Source organism: Faecalibacterium sp. Marseille-Q4137 (genome assembly GCF_017377535.1).
Taxonomy (GTDB): domain Bacteria; phylum Bacillota; class Clostridia; order Oscillospirales; family Ruminococcaceae; genus Faecalibacterium; species Faecalibacterium duncaniae.
The window spans coordinates 15,394-39,107 of the sequence record NZ_JAFREK010000025.1; the positions used below are offsets into that span (position 1 = coordinate 15,394).

General features: G+C 56.4%; 22 protein-coding genes and 2 pseudogenes. 2 read left to right on the top strand and 22 right to left on the bottom strand.

Features of this window, described 5'->3' with window-relative positions; genetic code table 11:
* Positions 1–249 precede the first annotated feature (249 nt).
* Positions 250–1,767: a sodium/proline symporter gene (locus tag J3353_RS10695; RefSeq protein WP_207684836.1), complete on the bottom strand. Its 1,518-nt coding sequence runs from the start codon at positions 1,765–1,767 to the stop codon at positions 250–252.
* 339 nt (positions 1,768–2,106) lie between these two features.
* Complete coding sequence (locus J3353_RS10700; RefSeq protein WP_005934824.1) at positions 2,107–3,114, bottom strand: asparaginase; 1,008 nt, start codon at positions 3,112–3,114, stop codon at positions 2,107–2,109.
* 285 nt (positions 3,115–3,399) lie between these two features.
* Between J3353_RS10700 and J3353_RS10705 the strand changes: the two genes are divergently transcribed.
* Complete coding sequence (locus J3353_RS10705) at positions 3,400–4,254, top strand: NAD(P)/FAD-dependent oxidoreductase (RefSeq protein ID WP_207684837.1); 855 nt, start codon at positions 3,400–3,402, stop codon at positions 4,252–4,254.
* 56 nt (positions 4,255–4,310) lie between these two features.
* Here J3353_RS10705 and J3353_RS10710 read toward each other — a convergent pair whose 3' ends face one another.
* From J3353_RS10710 to J3353_RS10805, 20 genes and pseudogenes are all read right to left on the bottom strand, one after another.
* Complete coding sequence (locus J3353_RS10710) at positions 4,311–4,772, bottom strand: hypothetical protein (protein ID WP_207684838.1); 462 nt, start codon at positions 4,770–4,772, stop codon at positions 4,311–4,313.
* 28 nt (positions 4,773–4,800) lie between these two features.
* On the bottom strand, positions 4,801–5,763 hold the full coding sequence (locus J3353_RS10715) for a GTP-binding protein (RefSeq protein ID WP_098924119.1): 963 nt from the start codon (positions 5,761–5,763) through the stop codon (positions 4,801–4,803).
* A gap of 31 nt (positions 5,764–5,794) precedes the next feature.
* On the bottom strand, positions 5,795–6,964 hold the full coding sequence (locus tag J3353_RS10720; protein ID WP_207684839.1) for a GTP-binding protein: 1,170 nt from the start codon (positions 6,962–6,964) through the stop codon (positions 5,795–5,797).
* 319 nt (positions 6,965–7,283) lie between these two features.
* A complete protein-coding gene (locus J3353_RS10725) occupies positions 7,284–8,057 on the bottom strand; it encodes an amino acid ABC transporter permease (protein WP_207684840.1) in 774 nt (257 codons plus the stop codon).
* A gap of 1 nt (position 8,058) precedes the next feature.
* Positions 8,059–8,349: a hypothetical protein gene (locus J3353_RS16470; RefSeq protein WP_255536600.1), complete on the bottom strand. Its 291-nt coding sequence runs from the start codon at positions 8,347–8,349 to the stop codon at positions 8,059–8,061.
* A 234-nt stretch (positions 8,350–8,583) separates the two neighbouring features.
* A pseudogene (locus J3353_RS10735) lies at positions 8,584–9,246 on the bottom strand (recombinase family protein); the annotation flags it as partial.
* A gap of 130 nt (positions 9,247–9,376) precedes the next feature.
* Complete coding sequence (locus tag J3353_RS10740; RefSeq protein ID WP_207684841.1) at positions 9,377–11,104, bottom strand: ABC transporter ATP-binding protein; 1,728 nt, start codon at positions 11,102–11,104, stop codon at positions 9,377–9,379.
* 3 nt (positions 11,105–11,107) lie between these two features.
* A complete protein-coding gene (locus J3353_RS10745) occupies positions 11,108–12,877 on the bottom strand; it encodes an ABC transporter ATP-binding protein (RefSeq protein ID WP_197036977.1) in 1,770 nt (589 codons plus the stop codon).
* Between the two features lie 68 nt (positions 12,878–12,945).
* Positions 12,946–13,701, bottom strand: coding sequence for a hypothetical protein (locus J3353_RS10750; RefSeq protein ID WP_156060221.1), 756 nt, complete (start codon positions 13,699–13,701; stop codon positions 12,946–12,948).
* A 73-nt stretch (positions 13,702–13,774) separates the two neighbouring features.
* Positions 13,775–14,752: a helix-turn-helix transcriptional regulator gene (locus J3353_RS10755; protein ID WP_005935772.1), complete on the bottom strand. Its 978-nt coding sequence runs from the start codon at positions 14,750–14,752 to the stop codon at positions 13,775–13,777.
* Between the two features lie 135 nt (positions 14,753–14,887).
* Positions 14,888–15,105 (bottom strand): annotated as a pseudogene (locus J3353_RS10760) (zinc transporter); the annotation flags it as partial.
* A 99-nt stretch (positions 15,106–15,204) separates the two neighbouring features.
* A complete protein-coding gene (locus J3353_RS10765; protein WP_156060222.1) occupies positions 15,205–15,684 on the bottom strand; it encodes a hypothetical protein in 480 nt (159 codons plus the stop codon).
* A 147-nt stretch (positions 15,685–15,831) separates the two neighbouring features.
* The gene (locus J3353_RS10770) at positions 15,832–16,434 is read right to left on the bottom strand and encodes an L-2-amino-thiazoline-4-carboxylic acid hydrolase (protein WP_156060223.1); all 603 of its coding nucleotides are present in this window, start codon (positions 16,432–16,434) and stop codon (positions 15,832–15,834) included.
* A gap of 6 nt (positions 16,435–16,440) precedes the next feature.
* Positions 16,441–17,073, bottom strand: a complete 633-nt coding sequence (locus J3353_RS10775; RefSeq protein WP_156060224.1) for an L-2-amino-thiazoline-4-carboxylic acid hydrolase — start codon at positions 17,071–17,073, stop codon at positions 16,441–16,443.
* 1 nt (position 17,074) lies between these two features.
* On the bottom strand, positions 17,075–18,007 hold the full coding sequence (locus tag J3353_RS10780) for an acyl-CoA thioester hydrolase/BAAT C-terminal domain-containing protein (RefSeq protein WP_156060225.1): 933 nt from the start codon (positions 18,005–18,007) through the stop codon (positions 17,075–17,077).
* On the bottom strand, positions 18,004–18,846 hold the full coding sequence (locus J3353_RS10785; RefSeq protein WP_207684842.1) for a class I SAM-dependent methyltransferase: 843 nt from the start codon (positions 18,844–18,846) through the stop codon (positions 18,004–18,006). Before J3353_RS10785 ends, J3353_RS10780 begins: the two co-directional genes overlap by 4 nt.
* Positions 18,847–18,857: 11 nt before the next feature.
* Positions 18,858–19,349, bottom strand: coding sequence for a hypothetical protein (locus J3353_RS10790; RefSeq protein WP_207684843.1), 492 nt, complete (start codon positions 19,347–19,349; stop codon positions 18,858–18,860).
* A complete protein-coding gene (locus J3353_RS10795; RefSeq protein WP_207684844.1) occupies positions 19,349–20,050 on the bottom strand; it encodes an L-2-amino-thiazoline-4-carboxylic acid hydrolase in 702 nt (233 codons plus the stop codon). Before J3353_RS10795 ends, J3353_RS10790 begins: the two co-directional genes overlap by 1 nt.
* Positions 20,047–20,910 carry an MBL fold metallo-hydrolase gene (locus J3353_RS10800; RefSeq protein ID WP_207684845.1) on the bottom strand — a complete coding sequence of 288 codons (864 nt, stop codon included), beginning with the start codon at positions 20,908–20,910 and terminating at the stop codon, positions 20,047–20,049. Before J3353_RS10800 ends, J3353_RS10795 begins: the two co-directional genes overlap by 4 nt.
* Positions 20,911–21,011: 101 nt before the next feature.
* Positions 21,012–21,779 carry an alpha/beta fold hydrolase gene (locus J3353_RS10805; RefSeq protein ID WP_207684846.1) on the bottom strand — a complete coding sequence of 256 codons (768 nt, stop codon included), beginning with the start codon at positions 21,777–21,779 and terminating at the stop codon, positions 21,012–21,014.
* A gap of 608 nt (positions 21,780–22,387) precedes the next feature.
* On the opposite strand from J3353_RS10805, the gene J3353_RS10810 reads away from it, so the two are divergent.
* Entirely contained in the window at positions 22,388–23,704 is a 1,317-nt protein-coding gene (locus J3353_RS10810; protein WP_156059605.1) for a penicillin-binding Tp47 domain C-containing protein, read from the top strand.
* Positions 23,705–23,714 lie beyond the last annotated feature (10 nt).

A 23,714-nucleotide genomic window follows, 5' to 3' on the forward strand; every position in this document is an offset into this window, starting at 1 on the left:
TTTCCAAAATGTTAGAATTTTTTTACGATTCCGCCTGAAGAATTTACGATTTAAAAGTATTTCTTGTTGTATTCTTTAATTCGTGCAGCGTTTTCGTGATTCTGCACAAGCAATCTTTTCTTTTTTTGTATGCAAAATATTTTTTCTTAGCCGAATCTTTTCTTTGTTGAGAACGGCGTTGTGCGCCGGGTATAAAGCAAGGGCCATTGCACGAGAATCTGTGCAATGGCCCTTGCTTTCTATTGTTTCTTATTTCGCCGCCTCAAACTCGGCTTCGATCTCCTTCGAAGGGGCGGGGGTGACCAGACTGACCACCACGCAGACCAGCAGTGAGGTCAGGAAGGCGGGCAGCAGCTCATAGATGCCGAACACGCCGCCCAGAGGGCTGACGAGGTACTTCCAGACAAAGACCATCAGGCCGCCGGCGAGCATTCCGGCCAGCGCGCCCTGCCAGTTGCAGCGCTTCCAGAAGAGCGCACAGAGCATGACTGCACCGAATGCGCCGCCGAAACCGGCCCATGCAAAGCTGACGATGCCGAACACGCTGGAATCCGGGTCACGGGCCAGCACCACGCCCACCACGCTGACGCAGATGATGGTCAGGCGGGCGGCAAACAGGCTCTGGCGCTCGGTCAGCTTCATGTGGCCGAACTCCTGCAGGATGTTCTGGGAGACGCTGGACGCGGCAGCAAGCATCTGGCTGTCGGCGGTGGACATGGTGGCGGCAAGGATGCCCGCCAGGATCAGGCCCGCCAGAACGGCTGCCAGAATGCCGTGCTGTGCAATGAGGTTTGCAATGCGGACGATGACCGTCTCGCTGGAGGAGCCGCTCAGGTACTCCAGCGCGCCTGCCTTGGTCATGCCAAGGCCCACCATGCCGATGATGATGGAGGCGGTCATGGCAATGACGACCCACAAGCTGGCAATGCGGCGGCTGAGTACCAGCTTCTTTTCCTCCTCAATGGCCATGAAGCGGAGCAGGATGTGGGGCATTCCGAAGTAGCCCAGGCCCCACGCCATGGTGGAGACGATGTCCAGCAGGCTGTACGAGGTGGCCGTGCCCTCGGCGGCGTTATGGCTGGCCATCATGGTCAGGTAACCGGGCAGGCTCTGGGCGTTGGCCACAACGGCATCCCAGCCGCCTGCCGCGCCAATACCATACACCAGCACAGCCACAAGGGCCAGGCTCATCACGATGGACTGGATGAGGTCGGTGGTGGTAACGGCGCGGAAGCCGCCCGTGATGGTATAGCCCACGATGACGCAGGCCGAGACCACCATGGCTGCCATGTAATCCACGCCGAACAGGCTGTGGAATAGCTTACCGCAGGCGGCAAAGCCCGAAGCCGTGTAGGGCACAAAGAACACGATGATGATCACCGCGCCCAGTGCGTTGAGCAGATTGCGCTGGTCGTGGAAGCGCAGGGACAGGAACTGCGGCACGGTGATGGCTTCCAGATTGGCCGAGTACCGCCGCAGCCGCCGGGCCACGATGAGCCAGTTCAGCCAGGTGCCCAGCGCCAGGCCGATGGCGGTCCAGCCGGGCGAGGCGATGCCGGTGAGGTAGGCAAGGCCCGGCATTCCCATCAGCAGCCAGCTGGACATATCGCTGGCTTCGGCGCTCATGGCCGTGACCAGCGGGCCCATTTTGCGGCCGCCGAGGTAGAAATCGGTGCTGTCGTTGTTGGACTTGCTGTATGCAAACCCAACCAACAGCATTGCCACCAGATAGATGATGATGGTGGCGATGATGCAGATGTTGGTCATATACTTTTTCCCCCTTGTCTTTCCAAATGAAAGTACGCTTCGATTTTACCACAGTAAAGCATCAAAGTGCAAGTCTTTTGGCAAAACTTTGTCCTGATTCGCCAAAAGTCCACGAGTGACGGACAAAAAGTTTTCAAATTGACCGGAAACATCCGGCCCCGGGATTTTTCTTGCAAAATCCCGGAAATCTGTTATACTACCAATCCAGGGGGTTAGTGTATATGAAAGGATCCAAAACCATACAGGCTGTACCGGGCTCCGGTGTGTTATGTGCTGCTGGTGCAGCTGGTGTTCGCATAACAGAAACGGGAGGTGCCGGTGGGGCATCTCCCGTTTGTTTCAATGATAGAATGTATCAAAATTGATCTGCCGGTAGAACCGCTGCTGGAGCTGGTCAAAGTTCTCGCAGTTCTGGGCCAGCAGCCACATGACCTTGGTGACAACGGCCTCAATGGTCATATCGTGGGCCTCCAGGAAGCGGAAGCGGTTCTTGACCCGCTTGCCCACCTCGTAAATGCCCACATCGCTGCCCTCATAAGTGACCTGCGTGGTCAGGATCAGGATCTTGTGGGTCTTGTCGTAATCGCCCAGCTCCTCGGCAAAGGCATCCATGAGCCGCTGGGGAATGCCGCCCACGCCAAAGCTTTCCACAATGACGCAGTCATATTGTTGAAAAATGGCCGGGATAAGTTCCGGCCCAAGGCCGGGGGTCAGCTTGAGCAGGAACACTTTGGGGTTCAGCGCCCGGCCAAACTCCACCGGGCCGGTGGGCCAGGGAGAAGCCACATACCGTACCAGCCGGTCGCCCTGCACCAGCGCCAGCGCCGGGAAGTTGACCGACGCAAAGGCATCGTAGCTGATGGTCTTGTTCTTCTTGGCGCGGGTGCCCGCAATGACGTGCCCGCCAAACACCACCATCACACCCCGGCTGCCCGGATCAAGGGCGCAGATCACGCTGTCCCGCAGGTTCTTCTTGGCATCGGTGATCTCGTTGGAAATGGGCTGCTGGGCACCCGTGAGGATGATGGGCTTGTCCGCATTCTGGATAAGATAGGACAGCGCCGCCGCCGAGTAGGCCAGCGTATCGGTGCCGTGGCAGATGATGAAGCCATCGTAAAGCGCATAGTTTTCCTGCACGGCCTTGGCCATCATCAGCCAGTGCTCCGGGCCAAGGTCGGTGCTGTCGATGCTGCACAGGTTGAGCGTTTCCGGGCAGCAGAGCTGCTGCAATTCCGGCAGATGGGCCAGCAGCTCCTCGCTGGTCAGAACAGGCTTGAGCCCCTGTGCGGTGCGCACGCTGGCAATGGTGCCGCCGGTGGTGATAAAAAGCAGGCGCTGCTTGGACATAGGTTTTTCCCCTCCATGGTGTCGATTCTTGCGATATTTTCAGTATAGCACAGTTCGTCGGAGATGAAAAGTGCGGGGAGTTGAGGTATAATAGTTATCATAAGATCAAACAGTCCTCAACCTCTCAGTCTCGCATCCGCTCGACAGCTCCCCTAGTAGGGGAGCCCTTGGCATTGCGTAAAGCCTTGCCTCTTTGCCAAGGCCTCTCCTACTAGGAGAGGTGGCATTGCGAAGCAATGACGGAGAGGTTGGACAAAAGCAAACCTACCATAAGGAGAAACTGCCATGTCTAACATTGTGATCATTGGTTCCGGCCCCGCAGGTGTCTCGGCGGCATTGTATGCCGCGCGCGCCGGGGTGCAGACCACCGTTCTGACCAAGGGCCCCGGCGCACTGGACCGGGCCGAGCTCATCCAGAACTACTACGGCTTTGCCGAACCCATCACCGGTGCCGAGCTGGAACGCCGGGGCATCGAGGGTGCCAAGGCCGTGGGGGTGGAGTTCGTCACCACAGAAGCCGTGGGCCTGACCTACACCGACAAGCTGACCGTGGAGACGCTGGCCGGGGATTTCCCCGCTGATGCCGTCATTCTGGCTACGGGGGCTTCCCGGGCAGCGCCCCGCATTCCGGGCCTTGCCGGGCTGGAGGGCCACGGCGTGAGCTACTGTGCCACCTGCGATGCCTTTTTCTACCGCGGCAGGGATGTGGCCGTGCTGGGCAGCGGAGAGTACGCCCTGCATGAGGTACAGGCCCTGCTGCCTGTGGCCCACAGCGTCACCCTGCTCACGGGCGGGGCCCCGCTGACGGCACAGTTCCCGCCGGAGGTGGCCGTGCGGACGGAAACCGTGGAAGCCATCCTCGGTGAAGAGCGGGTCACCGGCGTGCAGCTGAAAGACGGCGGGACACTGGAAGTCTCCGGCGTGTTCGTGGCGCTGGGCGTGGCGGGCAGCACCGCCCTGGCCCGCAAGCTGGGGGCCGAGGTGAACGGCAGCCGGATCGTGGTGGATGACCACATGCAGACCTCCCTGCCCGGCCTGTACGCCGCCGGAGACTGCACCGGCGGGCTGCTGCAGGTCGCCAAGGCCGTGTACGAGGGTGCCGTGGCAGGCACCGAAGCCGCCAAAGCCCTGCGGAAATGACCCAGACAGAAAAAGGACGCTGTGCCCTGCGGCACAGCGTCCTTTTATTGCTTTGCTCAGCTCTTGCAGCCAGATTCCTCTTCGATGCCGGTGAAATCGCTGGCCTCCGCGATCTTGGTGGCATCGAACTTGCCGTTCTTATCCCTGGGGGCAACGGCAGGGCCTGCCTCCACAGGATTCACGGTCGTTTCCTCTGCCGCAGGCTTTTCCTCGGCAGGCTCCTCTGCCCGGGCAGCTTCCACCACCGGGGCTGCGGGCGCAGTCTCGGGCTCGGCAGGAGCCTTTTCAAAGGCAGGGGGCCATGCGTCACCGGGAGCGGTCTCCTTGGCCTCGCCCTCGGCGTAGGCTTCGGCAGTCTTTTCAGCCTCGGCGGGGTCCTTTTCAGCTTCCTCGGGGAACTCCACGTTTTCGACGTGGAGCGGGTCCTTGTCGTTCAGAACTTTGTCCAGCACGACGATGGCGGCACCGGTAACAGCCACAGCGGCAGCGGCACCCAGAACACGGAACAGAGTTTTCATGGTGAAGTCCTCCCTGTATAAGTTAGGATTAAGAGAATGTTACGACATCGTTCTGCGGCTTTTCGGCGGGCTCCACCGAGATGGCGGTCAGCACCGGGCCTTTGCCGCGGTAGATGTTGTGGAACTTGTAATTGACCTTGGCGGTCACAGTGACCCAGGCGCGCTGCTCCAGTGCCTTGTAGCCATCATAGCTGCAGGGGAAGCCCACGAACTGGATATCCTGCACGCAGCAGGTCATTGCAAAACGGCCGGGTACAAAGCTGTTTTTGCCCGCGCGGTTGGTCTGGCAGACCTGCGCCAGGAACCGGACGGTCTTGCCCACATACTTCTGGGGCTCGTCCTGGCAGTCCATATACCAGATGCCGAAATCGTCCTCACCGATCTCGACGATCGGGGCGTTCAGATCAAAGGGCAGCGGGTCGGGGATGTCATCATATGCCACGCTGCCGTCGGCGAACTCATAGGCGATATCGCACTTGCGGGAAGCCTGACGCACCAGCTTGTGCAGCTCCTGACGGGCGGCATCGTTGTTCACGGCCTCGGCGCGGTTGAACACGATCAGCTCACTGCGGGCGATCTTGTCCAGCAGCAGAGAGCGCATGGAGTTGTCGCGGGCGTAGGTCAGGGCCGTGGTGCCGTCGGCCGTGGCGATGCACTGGTAGACGATCCAGTTTTCGGGCAGATTATTGGCCAGATCCTGCAGCAGCCACATGCCGTTGTACTCAATGACCACACGGCCTGCGCCGGATTCTTTTTCGAGCCTGGCCAGATTCTGGGGGTTCAGCTCCGCCTTATCCTCGAGGACCTTCAGGGTCACGCCGGGGAAGGCGAACTTCTTCTCGTTATATTCTTCCTCGCCCTCTTCGCAGACCAGCAGCAGGGTCTTGTCGCCGGAGTCGAAATTGGGGTCTTCAAAGGTCTCCTGAATGAACTTGGTCTTGCCGCTTTCGAGGAAGCCCACAAACAGGTAAACCGGGATCTCGTTTGCCATAATCGGTTTTTCTCCTTACACAACTTGCAGCTCAGCAGCCAAACAGTGCGGCAATGGCCTTTTCGTCCAGCTTGGAGCCGATGACGACCAGCTTGCCGCCCACGTCGGCACCGCGCTGACGCACTTCCCACTCGCCGGGGACGTAATCGAACTCCAGCCAGCCGTCGGCACCGCCGTCCACGATGCCCTTGGAGCGCAGGATCATGCCGTACTTGCCGCCGTCCAGCTCGGTCAGTGCATGCTCGATGTCTGCCTTGCTGAACTTCTTGGCCGTCTCGACACCCCAGCTGGTGAACACCTCATCGGCATCGTGATCGTGGTGATGGTGGTGGTGATGGCCGCAGCAGCAGTGGCCGTCCTCATCGTGGTGATGATGCTCATGCTCATCATGGTCATGGTCATCCTCTTCGTGGTCGTGGTGATGCTCGTGCTCGTCCTCATCATCGTCGTCATCGTCATCGTGATCATGGTGGTGATGGCCGCAGCTGCACACACCGTTCTCATCGTAATGATGGTGATGATGCTCGTGCTCTTCTTCCTCGTCCTCCTCGGCGTGCTTCTCATTGGCCTTGGCAGCCATGGCGATCAGCTCTGCCTTGAAATCGTCCTTGGAGGACATGGCCTTCAGGATCTGCTCACCGGTCAGGGAATCCCATGCGGTGGTCACGATGGTAGCGGTGGGGTTCTTCTCGCGCAGCATGGCGACCGCAGCGGCGATCTTCTCCTCGCTGGCGGTCTGGGTGCGGCTCAGGATAATGCAGCTTGCGTGGCTGATCTGATCATCATAGAACTCACCGAAGTTCTTCATATACATCTTGACCTTGTTGACATCGGCCACGGTGACAAAGCTGTTCAGCTTCACATCCAGATGCTCAGCCACACCCTCCACAGCGCGGGTAACATCGCTCAGCTTGCCCACACCGGAGGGCTCGATGACGATGCGGTCGGGGTGGTACTGCTCCACCACCTGCTGCAGAGCGGCACGGAAATCGCCCACCAGAGAGCAGCAGATGCAGCCTGCGTTCAGCTCGTTGATCTGGATGCCGGACTCCTTCAGGAAGCCGCCGTCGATGCCGATCTCACCAAACTCGTTCTCGATCAGGACCACCTTCTGGCCCGCAAAGGATTCCTTGATGAGCTTCTTGATCAGAGTCGTCTTGCCGGCACCCAGGAAGCCGGAGAAAATATCGATATTCGTCATAATGCTGTATGCCTCTTTCTTTTTCCAAAAGCCCGCAAGGGCCGTTCAGCAATCAGAGCCGCAGAGTGCTGGCTCAAAAATCTTACACTCCTATTATAACAAGGCTGTCAATGGGAAACCGCCTTTTTTGATGAGAAAATTGTAACTTTTTTTGCAGTTTGGCTGCGTTTTCAGAAAACGCTGCCTCCCGGACACAAAAAAGCCCCCGGAACGGGGCAGAAAGCCCGCACCCGGCAGCCGTTTCAGCCGCCGGGCACGGGCTTTCTGTGCATAAGGTTTGGAATAGGAAGGAAAGGGGAGATAAAGGAGAACTTCAGTTTTATGCGGCCTTTGCCGGGGCAAAGACCAGTGCCTTCTTCCGCCAGGCCTGCATCGAACGGACGATGCAGCTCAGGGTGAAGTTGATGACAAAATAGATGACGCAGGCCGCGCCGAACAGCACCATCACATCCGAAACATTCACGGTGCCAAGGCCGTTGTAGGTGCCTGCGGCGCTCAGCAGCTGGCGGATCCGTGCCATCAGCTCAATGGTCGCCACGTTGGCAAGGTAGGAGGAATCCTTGATGGTGGTGATGACCTGGCTGAGCAGGGTGGGCACGATGTTGCGGTAGGCCTGCGGCAGGATGATGTACAGCAGCACCTCCGCAGTGTTGAAGCCCTGTGCATACCCGGCTTCAAACTGGCCCTTTGCCACGCCGTTCAGGCCGCCGCGGACGATCTCCGCAATGACCGAAGAGTTGAACAGGATCAGAGCCAGCGCGGCCTTGAACAGCAGCTTCATTTCCACGCTGGTCAGGCCGAACATTTTCCGGGCAAAGAATGCCGGGCAGGGACAGAAGACCACGCACACGAAGATCCAGAGCAGATAGGGCGTGTTGCGGAAAAGCTCAATATACGCCGCCGAGAACCACCCCAGAATGCGGGCCGGGCCCTTTTTACAGTAGGTGCGGGCCAGCGCCAGCAGAGAGCCCAGGATCAGGCCCAGAATGACACCCAGCACCGAGAGGATGCAGGTAAAGGCCACGCCGCGCAGCAGGTACAGGAACACACCCGGCTGCGTCAGGATCGAAAAGCTGGAAGCCAAAGTGCTCATATCATGCCGCCTCCTTCAGAGCCGTGCGCTTGACCGCGCGCAGAGCCGGATCTGCCTTGCCCTTGCGCTCCTTGAGCGAGGCCTCCCAGCGGGTGGCCAGCGTGGACAGTGGGAAGCACACCACAAAGAAGATCAGACCGCAGACGATATAGGCCGGTGCATACGCGCCGCCGGTGGAAGCACCGGTGACAAAGCTGTAAGTCACGCTGATGAGGTCGGCACCGCCCACGATGTACAGGCAGGAGGTGTTCTTGAACAGGTTGACCACCTGATTCACCATGGGAGGCAGCATCACCGGAATGCTCTGGGGCAGGATGATATAAGCCCATCCGCTGCAGATAGTTGAAGCCCTGTGCCTGTGCGGCCTCGAACTGACCCTTGGGCACCGCCTCAATGGCGGCACGGACGACCTCGCCCATATACGCACCGGTATAAACGCCCAGCGCGATGATGCCGGTGCGGATCACGCCCAGGCTCAGGCCGGCAAAGGCCAGTGCGTAGTACAAAAAGCACAATTGCAGCAGCAGCGGCGATTACTCAGCATCCGCTGAATCGTATTGTAGGTCATCTCCCCGCCCATCGAATTTTTAATGTTGTGTGCCTTTAACCAATCCCGCAGATCAGTCATGGTCGCGCCATCTGCATATTTCTGGAACGTCTGCTCCACATACGGGGCCAGCAGCGGGTCAGGCTGGTAATGCCGGGTCTCATCGATCATGTAGCCGAACGGAATCGTGCCACCATTATAAATGCCCTTGAGAGCGTTCTCGGTCATGCCGCGCACGACCTTTTCGGACAGGTCAGCCGAGTAGTATTCGGCGTAGCCTTCCAGCACCGATTCCAGAATAATACCCTCCGGGCCAGCCGAAATGACTTCCGTTGCCGATACCAGTTTCACACCGTTTCGCTTCAGCTGAGTCTTGTACCGTGCGCTGTCGTAACGGTTCCGGGCAAAGCGGTCGAGCTTCCAGACAATGATGACATCAAAGATTCCCCGCTCGCTGTCCTTGATTATCTGTTGGAACTGCGGGCGGTTGTCCGTTTTTGCAGAAACGGCACGGTCGATATAATGCTTGACCACCGTGAATCCGTTCTTCTCCGCATAGGCCGTGCATTCCCGGATCTGGCCTTCGATGGATTCTTCTCGCTGGCTGTCAGTGGAATAACGGGCGTAGATTACGGCGGTCACGGCAAGCACCTCCCATTTATACATCATTGAACGGTGGAGCGTTCTTTCAAAGCAATGTTTCGTATAATGTATATACCATGTTTTGATAGGAAAATCAAGACTTTTTCCCAAATAAAAGCCGCCATCATTCTCAGATCGTCCAATTCTGGCTTGCCGACTGCAGATCCACCATGTGGGCATACAGTCCCTTCCGGGCGTACAGCTCTGCCGGGCTGCCCTGCTCGGCCACGATACCGCCCGACAGCACCACGATTTTATCCGCACCGGCTACGGTGCGCATCCGGTGGGCGATGATAAGGACGGTTTTGTGTTTTATGAGCCGCGAAAGAGCCTCCTGAATGGCAGTTTCATTCTCCACGTCCAGACTGGCGGTGGCCTCGTCTAACAGAATGATGGGCGCATCCTTCAGGAAGGCGCGGGCAATGGAAATGCGCTGACGCTCGCCGCCGGAAAGAGCACAGCCATTCTCGCCGATGTTCGTGTTCCATTTGTCCGGCAGCTTTTCGGCAAATTCCTCGCAGTTTGCCAGCTTTGCCGCTGCCAGAACCTCCTCGTCGGTGGCACCTTTGCGCCCCAGACGGATGTTTTCCAGGATCGTGTTGTCAAACAGGGTCACATCCTGAAAGACGATGGAATACAGGCTCATGAGCTTTTCCGGGTCGATTTGGGAAACCTCCATGCCGCCCACGGTGATGCTGCCCTTCTGGTAGTCCCAGAACCGTGCCGCCAGTCGGGAAACGGTGGTCTTGCCACCGCCGGAGGGTCCCACCAGTGCCGTGACCTCGCCCTGCTTTGCGGTAAAGGAAACATCCCGCAGAACCGTCTCGCCAGAGTTATAGGCAAAGCCCACATGGTCGAACACGATATCGCAGCCCTGATTGGTCAGCTGCTCGCTGCCGGTCTGCAGGGGAGCGTCCAGAATCTCATTCATCCGCCCCACATTGGTACGCATGGCGATGACCGCCGCCAGATTCTGCAAAGCGCCCTGCATGGGGTCGTACATCCGGGATGCCGCCATCAGGAACAGAAACAGGGTCAATACGTCGATGCTGCCCTGTACCAGCAACACCGAGCCAGTGAGCGCCACCGATGCAATGCCCAGCTTGAGCACCATGCCCGCAGAGGACACGAACAGCGCTGTTTCCAGCTCTGCCGCAACGGATTGTTTTTCCACCGCACGAATCTTTTTGGAAAGGCCGGACAGATAACGCTGCTCCGCATTGCTGGCTTTCAGGTCCCGGAGGGTCTCGATGTACTCCTGAATGCCGTCCGCACAGGCCATTTTCGCCGCCATGGTCCTGCCCTGCACCTTGTCCTGCACCCGGTAGCTGCCCACCACGATGGCAGCGGATACCGGGATGACCCACAGAGCTGCCAGTGCCATCCGCCAGTCGAACGCAAACAGGCTCAGCGCAATAATCACGGTGGAGATCAAGGAACCGAACAGGCCGGGAATAAAGTGAGAGCAGGTCTTTTCCAACACCTCGCAGTCCGCCATGATGGTGCTGGTCAGGTCGGCAAGGTCCCGCTTGCCGAAAAAGGACAGGGGCAGCTTGCGCAGCCGCTCCGCAAGGGTCAGGCGGCGGGTGCCGCTCTCTTTATAGGTCGTAAAATAGGTGCCGTTGTACTGGAACCATGTGGTCAGCAAGATCAGCGCAAAGCAGGCCGCACACCCCAGCAGATAAAAGGCGGTTCTCCCGCTCGCGGAGCCTGCCAGCAGATCTTTTACCAGGAGATACAGCAGCCCGGTGGGCAGCATGAACGCTATATTCTGGAACGCACAGGCCAGAACGCCCTTTACAAGCCCCTTTGCGCCCTCCGGGGAGCTGGCCGTGGCGTGTTGAATTTTTTCGATCATCCTTTACCCCTCCTTTGCGACCTTCCACTGCACCGAGGCCTGATAATCCTGCCACATCCGGGCAAACAGGCCGTTCTGCGCGCACAGTTCGTCCTTTGTGCCGGATTCTGCAATCTGCCCATCCTGCACCACATAGATGCAGTCGGCGTTGGCGACGGTGGACAGGCGGTGCGCGATCATCAGCACGGTTTTGCCCTTGGCAAGCCGGGCAAAGGCTGCCTGCACCTTAGCTTCATTGTCCGGGTCGGCAAAAGCGGTGGCCTCGTCCAGAATCAGGATGGGCGCATTTTTCAGCATGGCGCGGGCAATGGCAATGCGCTGCTGCTCGCCGCCGGACAGATACACGCCCTTGGTGCCGATGACGGTATGGATGCCCGCCGGAAATTTCTCCACAATATCCATGCACTGTGCAGCTTTCAGCGCCGCCTGCACCTCGGCTTCGGTGGCCTGCGGTCTGCCCAGACGGACGTTATCCAGAATGCTGCCCTTGAGCAGGCGGCTGTTCTGGAACACAAAGGAGATGGTATCCATCAGCTCTTCCTTGGGGATATCTCGCACATCCGCTCCGCCCACCCGGACGCTGCCACTTTGCACATCGAAGAACCGGCAGACAAGGTTTGCCAGCGTAGATTTGCCGCCGCCGGAGGGACCTACAAAAGCCACGGTCTGCCCCGGCTGAATCTCCAGCGAAACGCCCTTGATGACCTCGGTTTTTCCGTCATAGCTGAAATGCACATTCCGCAACGTGACAGAGGAATCCTTCGGGTACTGCGGAACAGCCTGCACCTGCATGGGTGCCGCCTCCAGCACCGAGTCGATGCGTGCCAGCGCATCCGCCACCACCATCTTGTTCTCGCTCATGTACATCATGCGGGTCAAAGTCAGGGAGATCACCGGGGTGATGATGATATAGAACAGCAGGTTCAGCAGAAACTCCGGGGTGACGCCGTGGGTCGTGAACAGCAGCCCGCCCGCGATCAAAAAGGCGAACACGCCGTTGACGGCAGCGGTATAGAACATCATGGGCAGACGCAGGTCTTTGGTGTAGGAGATGACCCACTTTTCATACTCATCAATGGTGGTCTTGAACTTTTTGAAGGAAAATACCGACTGCCCGAAGGTCTTGACCACCGGGATACCCCGGACGTACTCCACCGCCTCGTTGGACATGGATTCCAGTGCGTTGCCGTACTGCCGCATTTTTTCGGCCATCCGCTTGCCGGTCATGGTCGCCATGATGAGAAACGCCAACACCACCGGCGCAAGGCTCAGCAGCCCCAGCCGCCAGTCGAACGCCAGCAGCAAAACCAGCAGCCCCACCGGGGTGGCGATGGCGTTGTACTGGTCTGGCAACTGGTGGGCCAGATAGGTTTCGGCGGCTCCGGTGCTCTCATGGATGATCTTGCGCAGCTTGCCGCTGCCGAAGTTCTCGGCAAAGCCCAGCGGCAGCACCGCCAAATGCTCCGACACCGCCAGCCGCAGATTGGTCGCCACCCGGAACGCCGACAGATGGGAGCACATCAGTGCCGCAATGTAAATGAGGTAAGCCAGCACCGCAAACAGCACTGCCATCCAGCCGTAATGGGGGATGTTCACCGCCTGCGCATAGTCCGGCGCGGCGTTCAACACATCCCGCAGGATCATCCAGATATAGAGGAACGGGATCAGCGCCATCAGTGCGCTGACAGCGGAGAGCACCAGTGAAGCATAGGTGAATACCCGATGTCCGCCTGCATAGCCCATCAGCCGGGAAAAGTCCGATCGTTTTTTCAATCAAATCACATCCTTACCGTAATATTGCCATGCGTACCGCCTGACATGATCGGGTGCGCATGTGCCGTTTATTCTGCCTCAGACAAATTTTCCGTGACGAAAAGTTCAATGACATTTTCCATAGTTGCCTGATCATAGTCCTCTGCGATGGCGGCAGCATTCCAATAAGCATAATTTCCTTCATACCAGCTCTGCAGGTCGTCGAGATCCTCTGCATAGCGGAATTCCAGATGATACGTCGTTTCCATCGTATCAGGCGCAAAGGCAAAGTAGGTAAACTCCCCGGAATCCGCATCCTCGCTCTGGTAGAAGAGGAAGCTGTTTTCATTGTCCACATCCAGTTTCTGGTAGGTGTGTGCAAACACTTCCTGTCCTTGCGCATCCAGACCGGTGATGGTGTCGCCATTCATCACGAATTTTTCCACGCCGCCCAGAAAATAGCAGTTGAACGCCGTGCTGTCCGGATCTGCTGCATATTTTTCAACAGCCTCCTCGCCATACGGCTCTGCCATGCACATTCCCAGCAGCATATCCGTAGCCGATTCCGCATTGTCCTCGCCTACCAGCGGAGTCGCAGCGTCGATCCACAAATTCCGGTATTCACTCTTTGCCATCTCCGGGAACAGTTCCACATAAGTCCCGCTGATACCAGACAGATAATCCTCCGCATCCATTACCTGACTTGCGGAAGCCGAAGAAGCCACCGAGGAGGAAACGCTGGATGCCGAAGACGCTGTGCTTGCGCTCTGCTGGCCGCAGCTGACAGCAGACAGCAGGCAGACCGCAGACAAGGCCACTGCAACAAATTTCTTTTTCATCATCATATGAAAGTACCTCCGGTTTTAAAGTAAGTTTATTCTAACCGCTCTGTACTTTAGCATATTTTTCGGCCGTGGACTACTCCATTCTGATTTCCCTGCTCCGTTTTGCGAGTCCATTTGCGTGGGTGCGGTACTGCGACGGGGTCGTTCCATATCGTTTCCGGAAAGCCTCCGAAAACTTGCTGGCGTTGTCATATCCTGCATTCTGTGCGATCTGCGTAATGGGTTTTGCGCTCCGGACAAGCTCTACGGCAGCCTGTTCCAGACGGTATTCCTTGATATAGTGGTATACTGGCACACCGTAGACCTGTTTGAACATTTTTTGCAGGTGCGAAACCGAGATCCCGTGTTCTTCTGCCAGCTGCGCAAGGGAGACATACCCCTCCCGGTTTGTCAGAAGGTGATCCCGGAGATGGTGTGCCAGTTCGGTCTGTTCGGTAGAACAGTACAAGTCCGTTCCTTCCTCCTGCGGAATGCGGCTCAGCAGCATCAACAGCTCCACCACCTTGAGCCGCAGGAACCGGAGATCCATGTAGGGCGCATTTTCGTACAATTCCCGGAAAACGTGCTCACAGCGGGGTCCTGCCGTACCGAACATGAACCATCGGTTTCCCAGAAGATTCTGCTTCAGTACCGCAAAATCCACCGAAAAGCCCGGTGCGTTCTTCTCAAGCCAGTTCTGAGCGGCTGCTGGATCAACTTCCAGACACAGCCCTTCGTAACAGCCCAGCGGGAACCGTGACTCTGAACGTGTTCCATGCCGTCCGTCGTAGCAGCTGACGGCCATATCCCCCGGCTTTAGCAGAACGCTATCACGCATGGAAAAGCTGGTTTCAAAACGGCCATTGATGCAGAAATTGATCTCTATCATACCGATCTGCGTGCGGATTTCCGTATAGGTCTCCATCTCCAGCCGCAGCAGCATGATCCCCACGCCATCAAACAGCCGGTAATAGTGAATTTCTCCACTTCCGGCCGCATTTTCAAAGCCGCCTGTTTGTCCGGGATTATAGGGAGTGACCCCCGTTTTGTCATGAAAAATGATATCAATCATACTGTTTATTCAATCCGATCTCCACAATCCGTCTTTTGCAGGGCTTGGAATGGCAGCTGTGGTCAACTGGCAGATCTCTGTCTTTCATGTTTTTCCTTTCTTCGCCCCTTGCATCGCAATTTTCTCAACCATGCGCTATCCCAGTGCCACATCCAGTACCATCATCACGCTGAAGCCTACCGCAAAAACACCGTGCCGACGTTAGAGTGCTGCCCCTGCGACATTTCCGGGATCAGCTCCTCCACCACCACATACAGCATGGCTCCGGCGGCAAAGCTGAGCAGATAGGACAAAGCGGGCACCACAATGCCTGCCGCCAGGATCGTCAGTACTGCCCCGATCGCACCGAGAATGTACCATCGAATCAGCTTTTTCGGTTTCTCCGTCTTCATCTTTTTTGCCTCCGATTGCAGTTCATGATTCTGCTTTTCATTTGGGCAATTTCCAACTTCTTAGAAGATCAAATGGACAATACCGCCGACAATTGCCGCTCCCGCAACCCAGATCAGCGCCAGTATGCTTCGCTTTTTCAGCACCTGCCTCCAGGTCTGCACGAACGGCGCATCTTCAAGCCCTGGCAGCACCCAAAACTGGCTGTGCCCGACCCATAGCTTGTCGATTACAACGCCGTCATAGATATTCATGACCTCAAGAAACAGCAGCGCCTGCCAATAGGCCTCACCAAAGGAGGAAGCCTCGTTCCACAAACCGATGATCAGCACAAGAGCAGCAAGCATCACGATAAAGAACGGTATCATAAAGCATTTTCGTTTCCGGTTCATCGTATTGCGGTCGATCAGTCCCAGTTCGATGGCGCGATCCTGCACCTCCTTGGGATAAAAGTACAGTCCATTGACAGCACCACCGATCACAGCGATTTTTACCATTGCGGTAAACAGCAGACAATAAAGCAGCAGTTGCAGTACGATCATTGTTTTTCTCCTCTCAGTCTGCGTGCGAATCGGGCATATGCTCTCATTTCCTTCGTCTTCCATCGTGGTTCATACAAAACAAGAAAGTATGCCAGAAATACCATGTACCGAATCATTTGATCTCCATGCCAATATGCCTCCCCGCTATTATCTGACCTTCATGCAAAAATCGCAACGGTCATTGCCGCGCCCCAGCGTTTTCGTTCGATGCCAAATCAGCTTCGGATGCAGCCCGGTATAGCTGATGTCATCACTGTCGCAAAAGCAGCGGCACAGCTCCGGGCAGCCGTATTCTGCACAGGTGTCATGATACGGGCATTTCATCATATCCACACGCCAGACGCCGTTGCCGGTCTGCAGTTCTTTTGGGGCAAAGCCCGCCGCCGGGCCGAAAACGCTCCGGGTGGATTTGACGAAAACGCCGGGAACAAGGCGGTAAAGCCCCGGTATGTACAGCAGGGCGGCAAGCTGTTTGTGGCTCGTTCTCGCCAAGCGCTCCACATAGCCGTGAACGGTTTGCAGTGCCTCCTCTTTCGGCATGACCCGCTGCAAGGTCTCGTAGGCCGCAATGCCCGGCAAGATCTGCCGCTTGAGGTGGTATTGCTTTTCCTTGCTTGCACCCACGTTTTCAGCCAGCAGCGCACTCAGGCGCATATCGAAAGCGGTGTTCAGTTCCTTTGCCTGCGCGGGAAAGCGCAGTGCCGCAGTCTCCCGAAAATCACGGGAGAGATAGGTTTCCTTCCTCTTCATCGTCCGTTACCCTTTCTTTTTGTACCCGCAGTCGCAGTAGGGTCCGCCGGAAGCAAGGGTATACTGCCGCATAAAATTTGTCACACCGCCTGCTTCGCTCATGGTGTAGTCCAGATGGCACAGGGCGGGGGTCAGGTCGTACAGACCCAGTTCCTTCATCAGCACGCAGATGCCGCATTTTGTAAAGCGTCCCTCGTAGCCGCTGCCGTCCGGGTATTCGTAAAACTCCATGTTCCACGAATAGGGATTGCGGTCGGCGGCTTTCAGAGCGGCGGTTGCCTTCATAGCGGCAATATCCTTTGGGGTAAATTTGCTTTTTCCGCTCTTGCGGCAGAACCACTTCATCAGCGGCGTCATCTGAGCGTTCTCATAGTATACCGTCAGCGCCTCTGTATCCGGCCGCTTCGGCATACAGAGAACGAACGCCCCCAGCATGGCGCAGCCAATGATGTTCAATTGGAAGCGGTCGGCCTTTTCAAACTCCGGCAGCCTGCGGATGATCTGCCGGTATTGCTGCTTTGCCTTTTTCGTGATGGCTTTTGCGGTAGCTGCATCATAGCCCAGTACCGCCGTCAGCTGCGTCTGAAACGATCTGGCAAACACCGCCCACATGGCCATGGGCATTCCCATCCAACGCATCTCACTTTGCTCCTTTCCATTCCGCTAACACCCGGCACATCCGTTTCTCGATGTCTATCCGGGTCTGGCGGCATTCCTTCGGATATTTTTTTGCTGCCTGAAACGCGAACTTCACAAATAGACCGGAGCCAACCGGCAGCATGATTTTCAGCATCCCCTCCGGGAAAACGAAGTGGGTGCCGTGGGCATAAACCATCGTCTCGATCTCGCATTCATGCGGTTTTTCGGCAAGGCGCTTTTCCATCCGGCGGATATACTTTGCGGTGTCCCACAGCGCATCGTCCTCCGCGCCGATCAGCAGCAGCTTTCCCCGGATGTTTTCAACGGGAATGTATTCTTCCGGCTCGATCGGATGAGCTGTCTCGGAATCGTCAAACAGCTTGCGGGAGTTTACCATATCGCCGGTGCGTTTGCTCTCGGCGGCGATGCAGTGCCAATAGTCGGGATGCTGATAGCAAAACGGCATATAGGGCAGCGGCTTGCCCCGGTAGGAGAACAACGACTCGCCCTCGACCGGCCATTCCTTGCAGCCGTCCCTTTTGCCCTGCAGAAAGCCCTGCCACACGAAGTCGCTGGGTGTCATGGCAATGGTCAGGGTGATATCCGGGAACATGGCAGCCGCTGTCAGCGCAAGCGTTCCGGTGGTCGATGCACCGGCAACGCCGATCTTTCTGTTACCGTTAGCTTTCAGCCATGAAATTGCCGTCTCCACACGCTCAAGCGGGTAATTATGATGTCCGTAATCTTTTTTCGCGGGCGACATTGTGAGCACGTTTACACCGCACCCGCAAAGCCATTTCACTGCCGAGCGCGCAAGCCGATCCTCCGGATCATCCCCGATCATCGTGATGACCGCACAATCTGAACCGCCGGCACACGCCCAATACGCACCGTAAAAGCCATTGAGTTCCACATCAAAGTGCAGGTGTTTCATGCTCTCCCTCCAAATCCGATCTTCACGATCTGCATTTTCATCCCGTTATCCCCGACCTTTGCAAGAAAACGGAAAAAGCTGCTGACAGAAGGGTCTTTCAAATCGTTGTACCCCAGCATATAGCCCCGGCTGGACACTTGCAAACGGCTGTCCCATGGGGAAAGCTCACTTTTGGCATCCGAAACGGCGAAATATGCTCCCACATCCTTGATCTTTGCAGTCTTGAGCCATGTTTTTGCGATCATCTTCACCGCCGTACGGTTGGCGGCATCAAAGACCAGCACACCGCCGGGGAAAGCGTCTGCCATCCCCCGCACCAGTTCCCGGACCTGCTGGGTCGGGAAGTAATAGAACACCCCGGAGGCAAAGAACACCGCCCCGCCGGAGGTATCGATCTTGTCAAACCATACGGGGTCTTTCAGGTCGCAGGGAATGTTTTGCTCCCGCTCCCCGGCGGGCAGCAGCTGCTGCCGCAAGGCAATGACATCGGGAAAGTCCAGATTGTAGATCTTGCAGCTGCCGTTGTCGCAGGCTCTGCCGGTGTTGTCCAGCCCGCAGCCCAGATTGACCACCGCTGCGCCGGGGTGCGTTTTCAGGTATGCCCGCACCTCAAAGGTAAGGTCGTTCTGCCGCATGGCCACCTCCAGCGCACCGAACCGCTGCATCAGACTGCGGGAGCTTTTCTCCGCCCCTGAAAAATCGTAGTCGATCTGGTCGAGCAGACGAACCGCGGTTTCATCCCGGTAAAGGTTCGGGTACAGCTCCGTACACAGCTTCCGGGAATACAGCGGGAGGATCAGCGTCTCCTGCACGGTGTTTTTCTCGATTTTATATTTCATAGGCACCTCCCTCAGTAAAGAAAAACAGTCATAATTGCCGCCAGCACCGCCGCTATGACTGCCATGCCTACCGTACCAAAAAGCCATTTTTTCTGCTTGTCTTTTGCGGTAATGTACGGCTTCAGATCCTCTGTTCCGGGGATCGTCCATGCGTTCGTATGCCCCACCCAATAGCCGTCAACCAACAGGCGGTCCATGAGATTCATAACGGACAAGATAACGAGTAACTGCCAGAAACCCTGAACAAAGCCCTTTGCACCGTTTATCCCATAGACACAGACCAGCACATAGCCGATATAGCCGGGAATGCAGACTGCTTTGAACAGCAGGCTGTTGCGTCGGATGCGTTCCGGGCTTGTAAGTCCCAGCTTCACGCACCGCTGCTTCACCGCCGGGCTGTAAAGATGCACCATCCCAACAGCCCCTTTGCGGATGCCCGCAGCGCAGACCAGAACCAGCAGTGCCCCCAGCCCAAGACCTTCCAGAATCACCTGTAAAAGCATTACTTATTCCTCCTGTATCCGTTTTCATCCCGGTATTCGGGATGTTCCTTTACGTATGGATCCTTATCGCCGCAGATGGTATAGTCGCATCGGCAGCCGTCCACGCAGGTGGTCGTCCGCACGAGCTTGGCATGGAGCAGTTCCATGGACGCATAGTCCACATTGCACAGGGCGGGCATAATGTCCGCAAATCCAAACCGCTTGGCAAATTCCGCCGCCGGACACGCCGTAAATTCATAATAGATGGGCTTGCTGTTTTCGTAAGGCGCAACATCCATCTCGTAATCATGCCATGTGTCACAGTGCTTTTGGGCGGTGCTGAATGCCCGATACATCAGCTTTTTCCAGAATGGCTTGTTGATGTCAACGAATCGCAGCTTCCGGAAGGACGGCAGGATCAGATTTTCTTCTATCTCTTCCATTTCGCGGAATGTGACCACATCCCGGCACACATCGTAAAAGCACATGATGGCGATGCAGTCGTAGGTGCCGCCTACGCCGTTGTGAAAATTCTTTTTACCGCCGAGGTCGGTGCGCCACTTGGAAAGAAGCTCTGCGTATCTCAGCTGCACCTGCTCCCAGACCACCTCGCGCTCCACCTCCGGATAGTGCAGAGTGATTTTCGCCAGAATTTCCTTTTTGCAGGGTTTGGAATATAGCACATGGCAGCTACGGTCAATTTGTAATTCGCTGTCCTTCATCTTCCCACGCCTTTCAGAAAACCGCTCTTTGCATTTTCTTCGGTGTCGTCCGATTCGTCGTAGGCATCATAGGGTGCCGATGGGTCGTGGACTTTTTTCTTGAACGGTGAGCTCAACTCATTTCTGTGCGCAAAGGCAAACTCCATGTTGTCCGTCCAGCCGGTGTGTCCGGTAATGAACAGCGGATGCAGCCCACGTTTTTTCAGCTTTTTCTCCAGCAATGCCAAGGACTTCACCGCCAGCTTGTTGTCCTCTGCCAATGCGGAAATAAAGCTGTATCCACCGTCCGCGCCGAACCAGACGGTATCGCCGGTAAAAAGGTACTTATCGTCAATGAGGTAGACCATATGTCCCCATGTATGACCGGGAACCAGAAAACACTCGATCCTGACGCCGTCAATATCAAAGACCTCTCCATCGTGAAGCAGCTGCTTTTCGTTGTAGATGGTCACTTGCGGCAGCTTATAGAGATGATAAATAACCTTGCGGCGTGCTTCTCCGATCAGATACCGGTTCTCGATCTCGCCGATGTACAGCTTCGCATTCCGGAACAGCCCCGGACTGTCTGCTTCCACCGCACCCACATGGTCGGTGTCCTGATGGGTGATAAGGATATGGTGTATCGACTTCGGATCAATCTCAAGCCAGCCCATTTTTTCGGCAAGGCGGTCGTAGTTATATCCCGCATCGATCATAATGGTCGTATCGCCTTTGCGGTAGAAGAAGATGTTAGCCACCCATTCGCGCACGCAGGCAACATTCTCGTCGATCCAGCCGGTGTTCAAAGGCTTGAAGATCTCCTTGCCCCGGTACATCCAGCTCATTGCTTTTCTTTGAAATTCCGTTGCCTTTTTCGACATGATCGCACCTCATTTCTGTGCTGTGACGCACAGCCAGCCCTTTTTATTTTTGTGACTCTGAACCCTGCCAAAGCCTGCTTGCTCCAGATACGTTTTACCGTTCACAATGCAATACTTTTTACCAGATGCGCCCACTGCTCCGGGTGACAGGCCAGCAATTCCTCGTGCTGCAAGTTCTGCTCATGGAGAACAGGATGTGCAAAATGCTGCTGATACCGGGCACGATATTTTGCGCCCATTTTCAGGGCGTAAAAAATATGGATCTCGGTACCGGGCACATGGATCTTATCCGGCAGCGGAGTGATAAGATCGGAGTAGAACTGATTTTTACAGCTCTGCATGGTCACATAAGGGCGGGCCTCACCGAACATTTTCAGAAAGGCTTTGACATAATCCCCCGACTCTCTGGCACGCTTATCCAGACGCTTTTGGAGAAATTTTGCCTTAAACTTTCCGTCCCGCACCACAGGGTAGATCAATGGCAGCAGAAAATCAGTCTGCAAGCTTGCCGTCAACGGCGATGCCTGATCCAAATCGGAGCTACCCAGAATGCCGTAGTCCATGTGGATGTTCTGCCGCGCCGCCAGCAGCCCCACGAAGGAACCGCCCAGAGAACAGCCGTAGGCTGCCCGGATGTGACCGCCGCAGTGGGTCTTGAGGTAGGCCTCGATCTTTTCGGTCTCCTCCAGCATGGTGGGAAATTCGGTCTGTTCAGTCTCATCAAAGCCATCGTAGCTGACGCACAGCACCCGGAAGCTGTCAGCCAGAAGCGGGATCACGGCACCGAAATTGCTTTTCCAATGGCAACAGGTGCCCGGCAGCAGCAACAGCACCGGGGCATCCTCTGCACCAAAATGGTAGATCTTCATCCTGATACGCTCCTTCTCTATTTATTTTCCACCTGTAAATAGAAGAGATATATTCCTTCGTATAGGGCAGAGTTTTGAGTTAGACAATACTAACTTTTCATTCTATAAAAAGCCGCTTCTCAGCGGTCCTTCTGCCAAAATAATACGCCCTGCCGTCTCCTCTGTCAAGAAGTTTAGGCATTTTCGGAGATTTTGAAAAAGATTTCGCTTTCGGGAACCCCCAACCGTCACCCCAGTGCCACATCCAGCACCATCATCACGCTGAAGCCCACCGCAAAAAACACCGTGCCGACGTTGGAGTGCTATCCCTGCGACATTTCTGGGATCAGTTCCTCCACCACAACATACAGCATGGCTCCGGCAAAAAGGTCAATGGCTTTGCGGTATAGCGGGTGCTGTCGGCACCTTTTGCCGAAAAATTAGCCTCTATAAACATCCCTGTTTTTTCTTGACAAGCCCCTGTATGCGTGCTATTTTAAATTTCGTCAAATTAGTTCAACCTAACCATCTGAGGGGCATTACCCCACAGATTTTTTTGCGCGAAATGTTAGGATCAACTAACTATGTGGCAGTGATTCTCTGCCATTGCGATGAAAGGAGCACTTTGCATGAAACTGAAGAAATTTCTTTCCCTGCTGCTGTCGGCAGCTATGGCGTTCACTCTGTTGACCGCTACCGCCTTTGCAGCAGCCCCCGCCGAGGAGGAGAACGACTTTTTCGATTTTCTGCTGGGCAAAAAGTACACCTATCTCTATGCTGCCCTGACTTGGGATGAGTACTGGGCAAACGAGAAGGTCTATGCTGCCGGAAACGCTGCCGCCTCTGCACAGCTGGACAGCCACGAGGAGCACGACCTTGGCGCATTTGATGCAGTCTCCCGCGCTACCGTCAACCACGGTCTGCACCGCGGCAGCTTCCAGAGCACTGCTGTGATCTACGCCAAGGACGGCAGCAGCTACACCGTTTCCCACTGGTCGGAGGATGGTAAGACCATCTATCTGGCCGATGGCACCACCGTGGGCTGGAACCGGGGCACCATTACCAAGGCCGACGGTTCTACCGTGCAGATGGATCACTACGAGGTGCTGGGCACCAAGTATGTGCCGGTGCGCGTGGCCACCAGCGACCTTGCAGATTTCTGCTCCAAGTACACCGTGGTGGAAAATGGCGGTCAGCTGGTGGGCGGCTACTCTGAAAAGAACCTGACCGCCTATACCTTAACGGCTGCGGTGGACGAAAACACCAACGGCCTGAAGTACGCAACCAAGAGCGGCGATGGCTACACTTTCTCTGCCGCGCACACCGGCACCGGTTCCGGCGTGGCAGAAGCCGCCCAGAAGGCTGCGGATGGTCTTACCGTGAACCTGCGCAGCGGCAGCGATGTAGGCAGCTTTGGCGAGTTTATCCGTGTGGACCTGAACGGCAACTACGGCGAGCTGGGCTCCCGGATGCAGTCTGTGGTGTGGACCTACTACGGCGATGACAGTACCTACACCCACGCCAAGGCCTCCTACGGCACCAAGTTTGCAGCCGACAACTGGATGCACAAGTCCATGGGCATCCAGCTTGGTCTGAGTAATTCTGCCCGCTGCCAGCTGCCGGAGGGCACTGATGGCACTGGCTACTGGACCGTCACCATCCGTGCACTGGGCTACGCCGACACGGTGGTCAAGTTCCAGACCACTGCCGAGAACCTTGCCAAGCACGAGCTGGCAAGCGATGCCGACCGCGCCGCCCTGCAGGCTGTGGTCGCCGAAGCACAGAGCAAGGCAAAGGCCGCTTACACCGCCGACAGCTATGCCAATCTGGAGACCGAGCTGGCCGAGAGCGTGGAGCTTTTGAGCCGCGAGACCCTGTATAAGGCCGCTGCACTGGAGCAGGTGACCCACCTGACCGATGCCGTGCAGAACTTGAAAGCTGCCTGATCCGGCAAAA